This window comes from Nostoc sp. (assembly GCF_036917315.1).
GTDB lineage: Bacteria > Cyanobacteriota > Cyanobacteriia > Cyanobacteriales > Nostocaceae > Nostoc.
Genome location: NZ_JBALDR010000064.1, coordinates 173,666 through 188,242, shown reverse-complemented (window position 1 = coordinate 188,242; position 14,577 = coordinate 173,666). Strand labels below are relative to the sequence as shown.

The following is a 14,577-nucleotide window of genomic DNA, read 5'->3' as shown; positions in this document are numbered from 1 at the left end:
TGGGTTGCATTTGTTTTCTAAACCAACCCGGAACGCAGTGCCACAACTGCTGCTTGCACGCGATCGTCCACTGCTAATTTATTCATAATTCCCCGGACGTGAGTTTTGATGGTGTTGGGACTGAGATAGAGTTTTTCGGCAATTTCGGGATTACTCAACCCGTCTACCATCAGCTTTAACACTTCTAACTCGCGTCCAGATAAGTTGGCGTTGTTTGTGGTGGGTGAAGGCGGTTTGAGATTATCAATTACTCGCCGTGCAATTTGGGGATCGAGATAGGCTGCGCCATCAACTGCGGCTGCGATCGCACTTAACAATCGTTCCACACTTGCACCTTTAATACAATATGCATCTGCACCGCTAGATAGGGCTGCAATAATTTCTGTTTCCGTTTGATGAGATGTCAGCATTACTACATGAGTTGCTGGCAATGCCGCCTTAATTTGCTGTGTCGCAGCAATGCCATCCAATCGCGGCAACCCAATATCCATAACCACCAAATCAGGTTTCAGTTGCAGTGCGGCTTGAACTCCCAGATAACCATCTTCAGCTTGTCCAACAATCTCCAACTGAGGATGAGCCATTAATGATTGCTCTAATCCCAGTTGCATCATCGGATCGTCCTCGACAATTAACACGCGCAAGGGCGGAGCATTGACGGGTAAATTTAAGGGATAGTGAGTATCTAAAGACATTTTTATTAATTAAGAGTCATTTGTCCTTTGTCATTAGTCATTAGTCATTAGTCCTTTGTCCTTTGCTTTTTCTGCTTGCCAATGACTAATGACCAGTGACTAATGACAAATGACCAATTAATTATTCTTCCACCCGATAGCCTAACTCTGCTAAACTAATCCGCGACTGTCGCCATTTTGGCTGGACTTTCACAAACAATTCGAGATAAACTTTGCCAGCGATTAATTTTTGGATTTGTTCGCGGGCTTCACTACCAATTGCTTTGAGCATTGCTCCACCTTTGCCGATGAGTATGCCTTTTTGGGAATCACGCTCGACGTTGATGGTAGCAAGTACACGGGTAATGCTAGGAGTTTCTTCTACTAAATCAATGGCGATCGCAACTGAATGGGGTACTTCTTCACGAGTCAACAATAAAATTTGTTCTCGGATTAATTCACCCATAATAAAGCGTTCTGGCTGGTCAGTTACCAAGTCTGGAGGATAATATAATGGCCCAATTTCTAAATGCTCAATTAATAATTCTTGAAGTTGTGGTAATCCGGTACTAGTCTTGGCAGAAAATTTCACGATTTCCCATTCATGAGACTGGGCCATCTGAGCGTAACTATCATCTAGAAACTGCGAATCAGCCGGTTGTTGATCGGTTTTATTCACACCCAGAATTACTGGTGTTTTGCTGCGACTGAGCAATTCAGCAATATAGCGATCGCCCGATCCACAAGCCACCGCTCCATCTACCACAAATAACACTACATCCACCGATTCAATGGCAATTTTGGCATTTTGCACCAAGACTTCGCCCAATTGATGATGGGGCTTATGAATTCCTGGCGTATCTACAAATATTAACTGCGCTTCTGGTGTAGTTAATACACCGCGCAAACGGTTACGTGTTGTTTGTGCTACTGGTGATGTAATGGCAATTTTCTGTCCTACTAACTGATTCATCAAAGTAGATTTACCGACATTGGGACGACCAACAATGCCGATAAAACCTGACTTAAACTCAGGAGGAGCCTGGGGAATTGCTACTTCTCCTGAAAAAGAGAAGTTGTAATTTTCAATACTAGTCACCTTTGGCTCCACCCTCATATTTTATAGCTGGGATAACTTGGTTTTTTCTTAGACACAAAATAGGCATAAAATTACCCTGGCATTTTTAGGGATTGCTTTTGCCGAGGTTTAATCTACTACCGACTCTACACTTATATTTTACAGCTGAGATAACCTTAGTTGTAGTATTCAGGAGTCAGAATTCAGTAGTCAGAATATTAAAAAAATTAAACTCTAAGTTTACCTCATTTCATCGGCGATCGTACTAAACCCACATAAATTATGACTTCTGGCTCAAGAGTTGCTGAACTTTTAGACTTTGTTTTGTTTTTAGATACAAAAGAAACATAAAATTACTTTGGCATTAATAGGGAAGACTTTTGCTTAAGTTTAATCTAATACTAACTTTGGCTTAAGTTTCATCGACTAATTAATATATACATTTGGATCAAAATGTCAATAAAAAATGTGGGAGAACCCAAACGCATAGGAATTCTGACGAGTGGAGGTGATTGTTCTGGCTTAAATGCTGTGATTAGGGCTGTAGTAAATTGTGCTGTAAATACTTACGGCTGGGAGGTTTTGGGAATCCGTCAAGCGACTCTAGGATTAATGGCGCGTCCGCCACAATTCACCAAGCTGGAAGTCGATCAAGTTGACTCGTTGTTAACTGCGGGTGGCACAATGTTGGGGACGACCAATAAAGGCGACCCTTTTGCTTTTCCAATGGCGGATGGAAGTTTGTGCGATCGCTCTGAAGAGATTATTGCAGGTTATCATGAACTAGGTTTAGACGCTTTGATTGGTGTTGGTGGCGATGGTAGCTTGGCAATTTTGCGTCGCCTCGCTCAAAAAGGTGGTATTAATTTAGTAGGAATTCCCAAAACCATTGATAACGATATTGGCGTAACCGAACATGCCATCGGTTTTGATACAGCAGTAAATATTGCCACGGAAGCATTAGATAGGTTACATTTTACTGCTGCAAGTCATAGCCGAGTCATGATTTTGGAAGTAATGGGTCGTGATGCTGGACACATAGCAATAGCTGCGGGAATTGCGGGGGGAGCAAATGTAATTTTAATTCCCGAAATACCTTATACAGTTGAACACATTTGCCACAAAATCAAAGAACGCCAAGAGAAAGGCAAAAACTATTGTTTGATTATTGTTTCTGAAGCCGTTCGTACTCAAGATGGCGAAAATGTGACGATTACCAATCGCTTAGGTCAATCTCGATACGGTGGAATTGGCGAATATTTAGCCGATGAAATTATTCAGCACATCGGTGTAGAAACGCGAGTCACAGTTTTAGGACACATTCAACGGGGTGGAACTGCTTCACCACTAGATAGATTAGTTGCAACCGCCTTTGGCGTAGCAGCAGTTAATCTGATTGCCGAAGATAAATACGATCGCATGGTGACTTGGCAAAATCGCCAAGTATTAAGTGTACCAATTACAGAAGCGATCGCTCAATATAGCGCTGTCGATCCCAATGGGACTTTAGTTAAAACCGCTCGTGGTATGAGTATTTATTTAGGAGACTAAACTCAATACTGTTCGGTTAAGGCAAGAGACGCGATGAATCGCCGTCTCTACAATAATTAGTTTTTTGTAGAGACGGCGATTTATCGCGTCTTTGTGATGATTTAGGGAAAAAAAATTTCATGTTTAGTATGTGATGACAATTACATGAATATCTATGCCCAATACCCCATGCCCTAATTAATAACTCCTAATACAAACTCGCCTTCATTCACAGCTTGATTGGTTGCAACATCATAAACTAATCCATCTTGTTGAGCGCAGACATCAATTACACTAGGTAACTTACCTTCTTTATTAAAACTGAGAATTTGATAGAGTTTGTCTCCAGCTTTTACTGAAGTGCCTAATGCTATTCTAGATTGAATCATCCCACCTGCGATCGCATAATATTTTTTCCGGTTGCTGCTAGATGCAAAAGTCATTTCATGGGTTTTTGTATTGTCTGATAAATCAGTAATTTGCAGTATACCTTTTTGTGCTAAATAACTTTTTACACCTCGTACACCTTTAGCGACTGAATCAGGGTTCATTTGCATTCCTGCTCCTAATTCCAGTGTCCAAGCTTCCACATCAAACTTGATATCTCTACCCAAATCTTTAAAACAAGCTTCTAGTGCTAACCAAGGTTTGATAAAAGCTTCATCAAAAGCATCACCATCATATTTATTAAGCAAGATTCCGAAATCGAGTAAGAAGTATTTGGCACTGTCTTCTCGATTTTGAAAGTAATAAACGTAGTCTAATGCTTGATTGGTAGAACTATGTAAATCAATTAAATAGTCTGCATCTAAACTCAAGTTTTGTAGTTTGTAACCAAAAAGCTCAGTGTAAGGAACACCACCAGAAGAATTAATTTTCTCTAAAATTTTTGCAAATTGCTGCTTAATTATAGTTAGATAATTTTGTCGAACGACCTCTAGATCGCTATGAAGTTGAGATTTAGCAAAAGCGACTAAATCATCAGCTTCTTTCTCGTAGTCCCAAAATATGCGATTCCAGTCTTTAGCTTCGTAAACGCAGTAACGTCCAGGAGAAAAATGATGAGCGCGTTCATTTGTCCCCATTGGATTACAAACGGGAACTAGCCAAATTTCTCCAGCTAAATCTGTATCATTTACTGTTAATAAAAACTCAATTAGCTGGTGAATAGCGGCATTACCAGCAATTTCTGCACCGTGTAGATTAGATTGAATGTAAACCTTTTTACCAGGTTGAGCGCCGATGAATTTGTATAGTTGTAAGTAGAGGCGATCGCCCGAAGCCATTTGACGTAAGACAATAGTTTCAATAACTGGCAGCATGAAATAACTCGGTGATGATTTGAGTAAATTATCGCTGTATCTGTACTGAATTAAAAGCTTAGTATAACATTGGTTGCGATCGCACAGAGCGCACTTCCCTAAAGAGCGATCGCATAAGCTTTTGTCAAAAAGTTGTAATGTTAAGGCTTAATGTCGTAACCTTAAGCCTTAATCTTATAATGCTGGTGATTAATGTTGTAACGTTAAGCCTTAATGTCGTAACGTTAAGTCTTAATGTCGTAACCTTAAGGCTTAATGTTGTAATGTTGGTGACGACAAGACATTCACTTATAACTGCGATCGTTGATTCAAGAACTAATAAATTCTCTCTAGGTAATTTTCTAGGACGTTGTTTGAAAATTCCTCTTCTTGGTAGCAAAACGTTCTAGATCCCCCTAAATCCACGCCAGTTGCTCATGGGGGAAACCCCCAAGACCGCACTGGCTCCCTTTAAAAAGGGAGACTTTGATTCCGGTTCCCCCCTTAAAAAGGGGGGCTAGGGGGGATCAGTTAGTGCTTAAAATCACAGTCAACCACTTTTCAAACAACCTCTAAGAGATATAGATTCTAGTAAATAGAATGTAGGTTGGGTTTCGTCCCTCGAACCAACACCTCAAAGTATTGTAATTGTTGGGTTTAACTGCGTTCAAACGCCACTTCACTCAAGTCGGGAAACCCGCCCACATGAGTGGCTCCCCAACCTACGCATCTGTTTTATTTTTTTCTGAAATTGGTATTAATCACAACAATTGTGGTGTTATATATTATCAAAATTGGAATAAACGTTCTCTGCAAATACACTGAGCCAGAAAGTCAGCAAGAACAAGGGAAAAATAATAACTCCTAACTCCCTCACGTTCCTGGTAAATTTCGCAAACGTTCATCCAAATGACTATGATCTGCCAAAACCTTTAATAACGGGCCATGTGAGGTAAATTCTACAATACTGACCGAAGCAACAGGGCATCCCAAACGAAAACGGAAGCGTCCCACATCAACCCCTAGTAAACTACACAGAATAATTCTGATAGTTGCCTTGTGTGAAACCACTAACACATTACCACTAGTGTAATTTTGCTTGATTTCTTCAATTACCTGCAAGGCACGATAAGCAATTGTAACCGCCATTTCTCCACCATTAGGCGCATTCCAAGCGGGATCTGCTGACCAGCGAATATAATCATCGTGATATTCACGCGTAATTACTTCTGGAGTTTTTCCTTCCCACAAGCCATAGTTGATTTCCTTCAAACCATCTCTGAGTTGTGGTTCTATTCCTATTGCTTCATACAACGGTTTTGCTGTCAATACAGTTCGCTGCATTGGACTACAAAATATTGCTTTCCAATCCATAGAACTATATGCCTCAGCAAAAGCCTTTGCCATCTCCAACCCTTCTGGAGTGAGTTCTGAGTTTATAGAACCGCAAAAGGAATTATTGCGGCTGCATTCTGTCTGTCCGTGACGGAGGAAATAAAGAGTTAGGTTCACGGTATATTCTCATCGATTGTGAATTTAAAAGCGCTAACAATCAGATGTAGCTGAAGATAGTTAATGCCTGTGGTATATTACTACAATTTTTGAGATTTGAAATGATTGTTCAGATTGGGCAAATTTACCTTAGCTAGGCTCGTCGTAGACATTGCCATTCAAAAGGTAGGTATTGGTGCAGCAGCAGAGATTAAACAGAATATTAGCGGTTTTTAGTTGAGTGAGAGATAATCAAATGTACTATACAGAGAAAATGAGTCAGAATTGTCAGCAATCAAACCATACTCCATAGATTGCCAGCAGAAAATTACTTTAAAGAAAGTTGGGGTATCTGAGTGCGTAAGTTCTAACTTTAGAATACGATCGGGTTTAGTTAAGGGTGATTGGTCTTTAAAGACACGATAAATCGCGTCTCTACATCAGGTTTTTGGGCTTGTCTGAACTGTATTGCTTTCTAATAATTATAAGAATAAATTAAGCATAAATATAGAGACGTAATTAATTACGTCTCTATAAAATTTCTGTCAATCAAGCTAACCCTTTATCTTTCAACGTTTGCTAAGAACAGAATAAAGGTACATAGCATTGAAGATTTAGCATTTCTTAATTTTCCTTGCAAAAATGGAATCCACCCCATTTATATCCCTAGAGTTTCTGCAAAAAAATTATGAATTACTAGTCAATATTTTTCTTGACATTATCTTTCACGTCTTCAATTCCATGACGTACTTCGCTTTCGGCTTGCTTTGCTTTACCTTTGGCTTTATCTTCTGGATCTCCAGTGACGTTTCCTAAAGCTTCTTGGGCTTTACCTTCAACATTTTTAGCAGCAGCCTTTGCGCGATCTTCTATGCTCATTTTGATACTCCTGATTAAATTAAAAACTCATTTCAAAGCTAGAAACAAACTAACTTTGAAACTCTTTGTTATTACCTTTACACAGTAACTTAAAGTTTTTGCTAAAGCCTTCTACCACAAGGCATATTAAACAATTAAAAATTAAAAACTCAAAACTCAAAATTAAGAAAACTAATTGTACCAAGCATCCTGGCTGTTGACTTAATGTAAATTAAAATCAGGCGAGTTTAGTTACCTATGCTAAAAGACATAGAAAAAAGTGTAAAGATGGTAATATCTACTTTTTAAATAAAAAACCCAGTTTCTTGTAGAAAATGGGTTAATAAAGTTATGGGGATGTTTTTTGTCTAATCTAGAAAACCCATTAGGCTTTCAGAATTGTCAATCTCATTTGGTGCTATGGGACGATTCCCGAAGGTGGAATAACTGTCAGAAATTGCCAATGAACTTGAGGAAATTGGACGAATCCCAGAGAGGTTGATACTTTCAACGACTTGGAATGTATTAGCGCCAATTGGACGAATACCCATTGAGTTATAGGTTTCAACTACTTCTAACGTACTGGTGCTAACGGGACGCACCCCAGAAATTGAAAGGTGTTCAGCAACTTCTAAGTCGCTAGCGCCTATGGGACGAATTCCAGAAATGGCGAGTGTTCCAGAAGCTCCTACTGGCAGTTCATTAACTTCCTCGGCTTTATCTGCATTCAAGCTCTGGTCTTGTTGATTTTCAACTTGCTCTGTAGACTTGGCATACTTCTGCCGAGAACTGGTTGCTTTGCCAGTGTTGCTAATAGTCATAAACGAACACCTCTAGTTTGTTAACTGAATTTTACAATAGTTAAGGAAAGATGAAATTTTTTTCCATATACCTTAGAGTTTAACCTTAAAAAACCTCATATAGATATAAGAATTTTTAAAACTAATACATAAGTAACTTTAAAGCAATAAATTTTGTAAATAATTATTACTATTTATTTGCTCTAATAAGCCAGCTACAATAGATACAGAGCGGAATCCTCACCATGAGATAGGGTATTTACAGCAAAACTGTATGACAGAATTTTGTCTTCAAGCTCCCTTTAGTCCCACAGGCGATCAACCACAAGCGATCGCACAGCTAACTACTAGTATCCAATCAGGCAATCGTTACCAAACTTTACTAGGAGCCACTGGAACTGGTAAGACATTTTCGGTAGCAGCAGTTATAGAAAAAATTGGCAAGCCTACTTTAGTTCTGGCGCATAACAAAACCCTGGCTGCACAGCTTTGTAACGAGTTGCGGGATTTTTTCCCCAACAACGCAGTCGAATATTTTGTCAGTTACTACGATTACTATCAGCCAGAAGCGTATATTCCCGTCACCGATACTTATATTGAAAAAACGGCAGCGATTAATGATGAAATAGATATGTTGCGGCATTCAGCGACGCGATCGCTGTTTGAACGTCGTGATGTCATTGTCGTTGCTTCCATCAGTTGCATCTACGGTTTGGGAATGCCAGCGGAATATCTGAAAGCTGCCATCCCCCTTCAGATAGGTATGGAAGTAAATCAACGCCAAATTTTACGAGATTTGGCAAATGTTCAATATAGCCGCAACGACATCGAAATGGGCCGAGGGAAATTTCGCGTCCGGGGTGATGTGTTAGAAATTGGCCCAGCTTATGAAGACCGAATTATTCGCGTCGAATTCTTTGGTGATGAAATAGATGCGATTCGCTATATTGACCCAGTGACAGGTGAAATTCTCAAAAGCTTGGAAGCGGTAAATATCTACCCTGCACGTCACTTTGTCACCCCAGAAGAACGATTAGAAGTAGCTTGTCATGACATTGCAGCCGAGTTAAAACAGCAAAAACTAGACTTAGAACAAGCTGGCAAATTATTAGAAGCGCAACGCATAGATCAACGTACACGCTATGACCTAGAAATGCTGCGCGAGGTAGGTTACTGCAACGGTGTCGAGAACTATTCCCGTCACTTAGCAGGAAGACAAGCTGGAGATCCACCAGAATGTTTAATTGATTATTTTCCTAAGGATTGGCTATTAATTATTGATGAATCTCACGTTACTGTACCCCAAATTCGCGGGATGTATAACGGCGATCAAGCGAGAAAAAAAGTTTTAATTGAACATGGATTTCGGCTTCCTAGCGCTGCTGATAACCGTCCTTTGAAAGCCGAGGAATTTTGGCAAAAGGTGAATCAGTGTATTTTTGTTTCAGCAACTCCCGGAAATTGGGAAATAGAAGTTTCTGAAGACCATGTAATTGAGCAAGTGATTCGACCAACAGGGGTGGTCGATCCAGAAATTTCCGTGCGTCCCACAGAAGGACAAATTGATGATTTGTTAGGTGAAATTAAAGATAGAGCCGATCGCCATGAGCGAGTGTTAATTACCACATTAACCAAGCGGATGGCGGAAGATTTAACCGAATATTTGCAAGACCACGGTATCAGGGTACGGTATTTACATTCCGAGATTACTTCTATTGAGCGCATTGAGATTTTGCAGAATTTGCGCGAAGGTAAATTTGATGTTTTAGTTGGTGTGAACTTGCTGCGGGAAGGTTTGGATTTACCCGAAGTTTCCTTAGTAGCAATTATGGATGCAGATAAAGAAGGTTTCTTGCGAACCGAGCGTTCCTTAATTCAAACTATTGGTAGAGCTGCGCGTCACGTCCAGGGACAAGCGATTTTGTATGCCGATAACATGACAGGTAGCATGATTAAAGCTATTGATGAAACAGATAGGCGGCGTGGGATTCAAACAGCACATAATCGACTGCATGGAATTACACCGCAACCAATTGTAAAAAAATCAAGTAATGCAATTTTGGCTTTTTTAGATGTATCTCGGCGGTTGAATGCAACTGACTTGAAAGTTGTAGATGAACATCTGGATGAACTGCCATTAGAACAGATTCCAGGGTTGATTACTCTGTTAGAAGCGCAGATGAAAGAGGCAGCAAAGAAACTGGAATTTGAAGAGGCGGGTAAATTGCGCGATCGCATTAAACATCTGCGGGATAAAATGTTGGGACGTTAACGTGAATTCTTATGCTGACCAATATTCCCCTAAAGTTTGTTAAGTCTAATTTATTACTCCCTAAACTACTAGAAGTCTCGGTTACAGGATAGGCGATCGCCTAATTTGCTTACACATCTAAAAATTATTATTAGCAGGTATAAAAAATTCGATGCTTATTCTGTTTAGAGGATGTGGGAATAGTCATGCCAAAAGAGAACACTCATTTTTCGCTATCCTAAATAAAGTGAATCATTAAGAGATCGCGCCGATGGTTGCTTTACCCGACAACATTTTGATGAGTGCAGAAGAATATCTGGTTTGGGAACCTACCCAAGAGGAACGCTACGAGTATTGGGATGGCGAAGTTGTGATGATGAGTGGTGCTACACGCAACCATAATCGGATTTCTGCAAATTTCTTTAAGCTTCTAGATGATGCCCTAGTTAACCGCACCTGCGAAGTATACATTGTAGATGTGAAGGTTCAGGTAGAACCGGGGCAAAAGTATTTTTATCCAGATGTGGTGGTGACTTGCGATGAGCGAGATACCGATCCACAATTAGTACAATTTCCCTGCTTAATTATCGAAGTGCTATCACCTTCAACAGAAGCAGCCGATAGGGGGAAAAAGTTTGCCAAATATCGCCAATCTCCAACCTTGCAAGAATATGTCTTAGTACAAGTAGCTCAACCAGTTGTAGAAGTGTTTTGGCGCAACGAACAGGGTAAATGGGTGCTGTCTGAGTATAATTTGGGCGATATATTACGGCTGGAATCGGTGGATGTAGAAATTGCGATCGCCCCTTTGTATCGACAAGTGCAGTTTGAAACTGAAGCAATCGAAAATTGACCTAACTGATTTCACACTTCTAACAAGAATAATCGCCTACAATAGCGATTCTTACAGAATGTGCGTAGGCGTAGCCCGTCGTAGACATCGCCAACAAGCATCTGCAACATAAAATACTAGAGCATTAGTGCTTAGTCAGGGTAGCAATTCAGTGGATGTGCAAACTTTTAGTATAACGTTAGTTAGTAAAAATGCAATCAGTAGTGTACTGAACTACAAAAGGCTCTTTCATATCATAAAATAGAGTCTTTTGTTACTATGAGTTGCATCGCAGATGGCATCCCAACGAGAAGCTATTATTTTTGTTCATGGTTTTTATCTTGGCAGAGATAGAAATCACTTTATTGATTGTTTATCCATTGGTCTTACAGAGGTTTTGGAGTTCCCCAGAATTCAAGAAATAGGAGAGGAAAAGATAACAGGACATATTGGAAAAAAATTCAAGTTAGATTTAGGTAAAAATATCTCTAGAGAAATTGATGTTTATGATGCTTATTGGAATGACTTATTTAGTAAACCGCTAAGTGGTAGCAATTTAAAAACCCAAGTGTTTCGCGGGATATATATATTATTCTATTGGTTCTTTACAAAGAATTTACTTGCACTGAGAAACTCTCCTCCTCTACTAATAGGTTTGGGAACATCCTTAGTATTGTGGATTTTTTGGTTTTATGGAATTGTTGGACTTGCATTTGTAGCACTAGGACAAGAGCCAAGCTTTTTAGGATTTCCCATTCCTGAAGATTGGTCAAAGCCAATCAGTTCTTTTGGAAAGCAGATGACTAATTGGTCGGTCTGGTTAATTGTAAGTGGCATCTTCAGCTTTGTGCCAATCAACCTAATTGCTGATGTTGCAGATTTTTCTACACGATATTTGGAAGAGAACTCTGAAGGTAAGATATTGAAGGCAAAGATCCGAAAGCAGGTTACAGATAAATTAAATGCTGTTCTAGAGACAGGGCTTTACGATAAAGTAACTATTTTAGCCCATAGTTTTGGTGTTGTTATCGCAACTGATGTACTTGCGGATTATCAAGAGGATCGTAGAGTTAGATATATATCTATGGGGGGTTGTCTAAAATTTATATCATGCAAATCCAGACAACTGGAAAAGGAAATTAGCAAATGTCTTAACAACGAAAAGATAGAAGCTTGGATTGATTTTTATTCAGATCAAGATTGGTTGTGTACAAAAACACCTATTCCCAAAAAATCTAGTTCTGAGAGAATACAGCAGAGAGAAACCCGAACATCCTTTTCTCTATGGAAGCAGCTTACTGGTGAATCTCACGATCACTATTTTACAAACGAAGAAGTTCTGAAAGCAGTTCTGAATCTGCAAAATTAAATATGTGGTTCAGTATTTATCGGAAGAGATGCAAACGCTTCCGATAAAAAAACAGTAAATTTGGATATACTAAAAGCAAGCTTCTAATTAGATAAATAACCTTTTTATTAAAGGTTTTGTACCTTTCCATTTCTATAAAGCTTAAATTTATTTACTATTGAGCAAATCAAACTTCATCCTCGCAATTTCTTATGTACCTGTGCTAAATACCACATATAATCATCAATTTTGTAATTATCAGCAGCTTTCACTATATACTCCTGAGCTAAATCAAGATTATTTTGAGCTTCGTAATATAATCCCAAGTAAAGATGACTGTAAAAATTCCCCTTTATACCTTCTGATTGACCAACAATTAAAACATCATCTGGCGTACAATTTTCTGCATACAAATCATATACGCGCTGCATAATACGTCGAGGGTCATTTTTCACAGTTAGTAAAGAAGTACGCGCCTCTTCAACACCTAACGAACGAGCTATGCAGAGATATCGCCATACTGTTTCTTCTACATCTTGAGCATTCACTGTCAAATCTATTTCAAATTGTTCAGCGCCCTCAACAAATCTTTCTGCATAATAGTACGATAATCCCCGTTGCCAGAGGTACGGTTTAATACGGGCATCTAATTGCTCTGCCATATCAAAATCTTGAATAGATTCATCAATCTTGGCTAGTTGAAAGTTAACCATGCCTCGGCGAATGTAAGCATTGGGATTTTTCGGCTGATTGCGAGTGGTTTCGTTCCAGCGCTGGAGTTGATTTTCCAGAGAATTTGAAAAAAACATGAGTTTGGCTAGCTAATATGCATTAAATAGAATATTTTCAGGCTTGGGGAGAACTAGTCAACCCCTAAAATGAGTCAACTTTTGTCATACTAAATATATTTCTATTTTTCTATGACCAGCGCGATTGAGTTTCCTTGGCAGCAAAAGGCCATTATTCTCCACAGCCAATATCTAATAAATAGTTTTCAGCATTGGATGGGAAATTCTTTGCTGGATGCCAATGGTTCACCACTTGAAAAAGCACAGGCCCTATTTGAAGCGCCTTTCGTCTTAGTTTCTCACGGCACCGAGTCAGACCCAATTTTTAACTATGGTAATCGCAAAGCGTTGGAACTATGGGAACTTTCTTGGGAAGAATTTACCAAAATGCCTTCTCGGAAATCGGCTGAAGAGGTAGTGCAGGAAGAACGCGATCGCCTCTTAGCAGAAGCAACAACTAAAGGCTTTATCACCAACTATTCCGGTATCCGCACTTCTAGTAATGGTAAACGTTTTTACATAGAAGATACTATTCTATGGAACGTTTTAGATGAGCAAAATCAGCACTACGGTCAAGCTGCTTTCTTCTCTACGTGGAAATTTATTACATAACTACTGCTTCACAGACTTTTTGGATTAATTGGTATTGCTTGGAATTTTGTTAATCAATCTTGATATCGGTATTCAAGGAGTGCAGTTTCCTTCGCCTAAGTCTTATTATCAATCTTAAATCTCAAAGCGAGATCCATCCACGGGGTAGAAGAAACTACTTAAATTATTCAGTATTGTGTAACTGATATCTTAAAATCAGGAAAAAACGCTCGTGGTTCCCATTAGAGATAATAATCCGACAAAAATCACCCCTTATGTGACTTATGGACTGATTGCTGCCAACGTCCTGGCTTTTCTTTATGAAGCAAATCTTCCCCCACGAGCATTAAATGGGTTTTTACACCTTGCGGCTGTAGTTCCACGAGAACTGACTTTAAGCTTTGCGGGCGTCTCTCTACATCAACCAGTACCAGAGTGGGCAACTTTAATTACCTCACAATTTTTACATGGTGGTTTCTTGCATTTAGCAGGTAATATGTTGTTTCTTTGGATTTTTGGCAACAACGTTGAAGATAAGTTAGGTCATGCCAAATATTTGCTGTTCTATTTATCTTGTGGTGTTTTGGCATCCTTGACCCAGTGGTTCTTCGCTCAAGATTCTAGCATTCCTTCTTTAGGTGCAAGTGGTGCGATCGCAGGTGTCATGGGTGCATACATTCTCCGCTTTCCCAACGCCGAAGTTCTTGGCGTTGTACCTTTAGGGTTTTTCTTCCCAACTTTCCGTGTCCCCGCATATTTCTTTTTAGGATTCTGGTTTCTCGAACAAGCCTTCTACGGACTTGCTAGCCTCGAAACACGTACCAACATCGGTATGGAAAGCGGCGGTATTGCCTACTGGGCCCATGCAGGCGGGTTTATCTTTGGGGCAATTCTCGGACCGCTGTTGGGTTTATTTAGCGATAAATCCCAGGAAGAATCTTGGTACAAGTAATTTTTCATAATATCGCACTTACCCTCAATTATACTGATTGATTTAATAGGTGAAATTGCTTAACCTTCGCAACTGCTAGCCTT

General features: G+C 39.5%; 13 protein-coding genes. 6 read left to right on the top strand and 7 right to left on the bottom strand.

All coding sequences use genetic code 11. From position 1 onward, the window contains the following. Positions 1-17: 17 nt before the first annotated feature. The gene (locus tag V7K84_RS30090) at positions 18-695 is read right to left on the bottom strand and encodes a response regulator (protein ID WP_094349869.1); all 678 of its coding nucleotides are present in this window, start codon (positions 693-695) and stop codon (positions 18-20) included. Positions 696-816: 121 nt separating this feature from the next. Continuing rightward, positions 817-1,791 carry a GTPase Era gene (gene era, locus V7K84_RS30085; protein WP_334843618.1) on the bottom strand — a complete coding sequence of 325 codons (975 nt, stop codon included), beginning with the start codon at positions 1,789-1,791 and terminating at the stop codon, positions 817-819. Between the two features lie 429 nt (positions 1,792-2,220). Between era and V7K84_RS30080 the strand changes: the two genes are divergently transcribed. After that, complete coding sequence (locus V7K84_RS30080) at positions 2,221-3,303, top strand: ATP-dependent 6-phosphofructokinase (RefSeq protein WP_334843780.1); 1,083 nt, start codon at positions 2,221-2,223, stop codon at positions 3,301-3,303. 173 nt (positions 3,304-3,476) lie between these two features. Here the strand turns inward: V7K84_RS30080 and V7K84_RS30075 are convergent, their stop codons facing one another. From V7K84_RS30075 to V7K84_RS30060, 4 genes are all read right to left on the bottom strand, one after another. After that, positions 3,477-4,604 (bottom strand): succinylglutamate desuccinylase/aspartoacylase family protein, encoded by a 1,128-nt coding sequence (locus V7K84_RS30075; RefSeq protein ID WP_334843616.1) that lies wholly within the window; start codon positions 4,602-4,604, stop codon positions 3,477-3,479. Between the two features lie 852 nt (positions 4,605-5,456). Continuing rightward, complete coding sequence (locus tag V7K84_RS30070; RefSeq protein ID WP_334843614.1) at positions 5,457-6,095, bottom strand: histidine phosphatase family protein; 639 nt, start codon at positions 6,093-6,095, stop codon at positions 5,457-5,459. Between the two features lie 675 nt (positions 6,096-6,770). Next, a complete protein-coding gene (locus V7K84_RS30065) occupies positions 6,771-6,953 on the bottom strand; it encodes a CsbD family protein (protein ID WP_099103871.1) in 183 nt (60 codons plus the stop codon). 347 nt (positions 6,954-7,300) lie between these two features. Beyond that, entirely contained in the window at positions 7,301-7,753 is a 453-nt protein-coding gene (locus tag V7K84_RS30060; RefSeq protein WP_334843612.1) for a hypothetical protein, read from the bottom strand. A 253-nt stretch (positions 7,754-8,006) separates the two neighbouring features. Between V7K84_RS30060 and uvrB the strand changes: the two genes are divergently transcribed. From uvrB to V7K84_RS30045, 3 genes are all read left to right on the top strand, one after another. After that, complete coding sequence (gene uvrB / locus V7K84_RS30055) at positions 8,007-10,004, top strand: excinuclease ABC subunit UvrB (protein ID WP_334843610.1); 1,998 nt, start codon at positions 8,007-8,009, stop codon at positions 10,002-10,004. 250 nt (positions 10,005-10,254) lie between these two features. Further along, positions 10,255-10,836 carry a Uma2 family endonuclease gene (locus tag V7K84_RS30050; RefSeq protein WP_334843609.1) on the top strand — a complete coding sequence of 194 codons (582 nt, stop codon included), beginning with the start codon at positions 10,255-10,257 and terminating at the stop codon, positions 10,834-10,836. Positions 10,837-11,110: 274 nt separating this feature from the next. After that, positions 11,111-12,184 carry a hypothetical protein gene (locus V7K84_RS30045; protein ID WP_334843607.1) on the top strand — a complete coding sequence of 358 codons (1,074 nt, stop codon included), beginning with the start codon at positions 11,111-11,113 and terminating at the stop codon, positions 12,182-12,184. 173 nt (positions 12,185-12,357) lie between these two features. On the opposite strand, the gene V7K84_RS30040 is transcribed toward V7K84_RS30045, so the two are convergent. After that, on the bottom strand, positions 12,358-12,972 hold the full coding sequence (locus V7K84_RS30040; protein WP_334843605.1) for a tetratricopeptide repeat protein: 615 nt from the start codon (positions 12,970-12,972) through the stop codon (positions 12,358-12,360). 111 nt (positions 12,973-13,083) lie between these two features. On the opposite strand from V7K84_RS30040, the gene V7K84_RS30035 reads away from it, so the two are divergent. Next, entirely contained in the window at positions 13,084-13,563 is a 480-nt protein-coding gene (locus tag V7K84_RS30035; protein ID WP_334843604.1) for an MEKHLA domain-containing protein, read from the top strand. A 211-nt stretch (positions 13,564-13,774) separates the two neighbouring features. Then, on the top strand, positions 13,775-14,494 hold the full coding sequence (locus tag V7K84_RS30030; RefSeq protein WP_334843602.1) for a rhomboid family intramembrane serine protease: 720 nt from the start codon (positions 13,775-13,777) through the stop codon (positions 14,492-14,494). The last annotated feature ends 83 nt before the right edge of the window (positions 14,495-14,577 follow it).

Excerpts from the sequence above, each read along its gene's own strand:
- V7K84_RS30060 (WP_334843612.1), bottom strand. The coding sequence starts at position 7,753 with ATGACTATTAGCAACACTGGCAAAGCAACCAGTTCTCGGCAGAAGTAT.
- V7K84_RS30065 (WP_099103871.1), bottom strand. The coding sequence starts at position 6,953 with ATGAGCATAGAAGATCGCGCAAAGGCTGCTGCTAAAAATGTTGAAGGT.
- era (WP_334843618.1), bottom strand. The coding sequence starts at position 1,791 with ATGAGGGTGGAGCCAAAGGTGACTAGTATTGAAAATTACAACTTCTCT.
- V7K84_RS30050 (WP_334843609.1), top strand. The coding sequence starts at position 10,255 with ATGGTTGCTTTACCCGACAACATTTTGATGAGTGCAGAAGAATATCTG.
- V7K84_RS30035 (WP_334843604.1), top strand. The coding sequence starts at position 13,084 with ATGACCAGCGCGATTGAGTTTCCTTGGCAGCAAAAGGCCATTATTCTC.
- V7K84_RS30045 (WP_334843607.1), top strand. The coding sequence starts at position 11,111 with ATGGCATCCCAACGAGAAGCTATTATTTTTGTTCATGGTTTTTATCTT.
- V7K84_RS30075 (WP_334843616.1), bottom strand. The coding sequence starts at position 4,604 with ATGCTGCCAGTTATTGAAACTATTGTCTTACGTCAAATGGCTTCGGGC.
- V7K84_RS30040 (WP_334843605.1), bottom strand. The coding sequence starts at position 12,972 with ATGTTTTTTTCAAATTCTCTGGAAAATCAACTCCAGCGCTGGAACGAA.
- V7K84_RS30090 (WP_094349869.1), bottom strand. The coding sequence starts at position 695 with ATGTCTTTAGATACTCACTATCCCTTAAATTTACCCGTCAATGCTCCG.
- uvrB (WP_334843610.1), top strand. The coding sequence starts at position 8,007 with ATGACAGAATTTTGTCTTCAAGCTCCCTTTAGTCCCACAGGCGATCAA.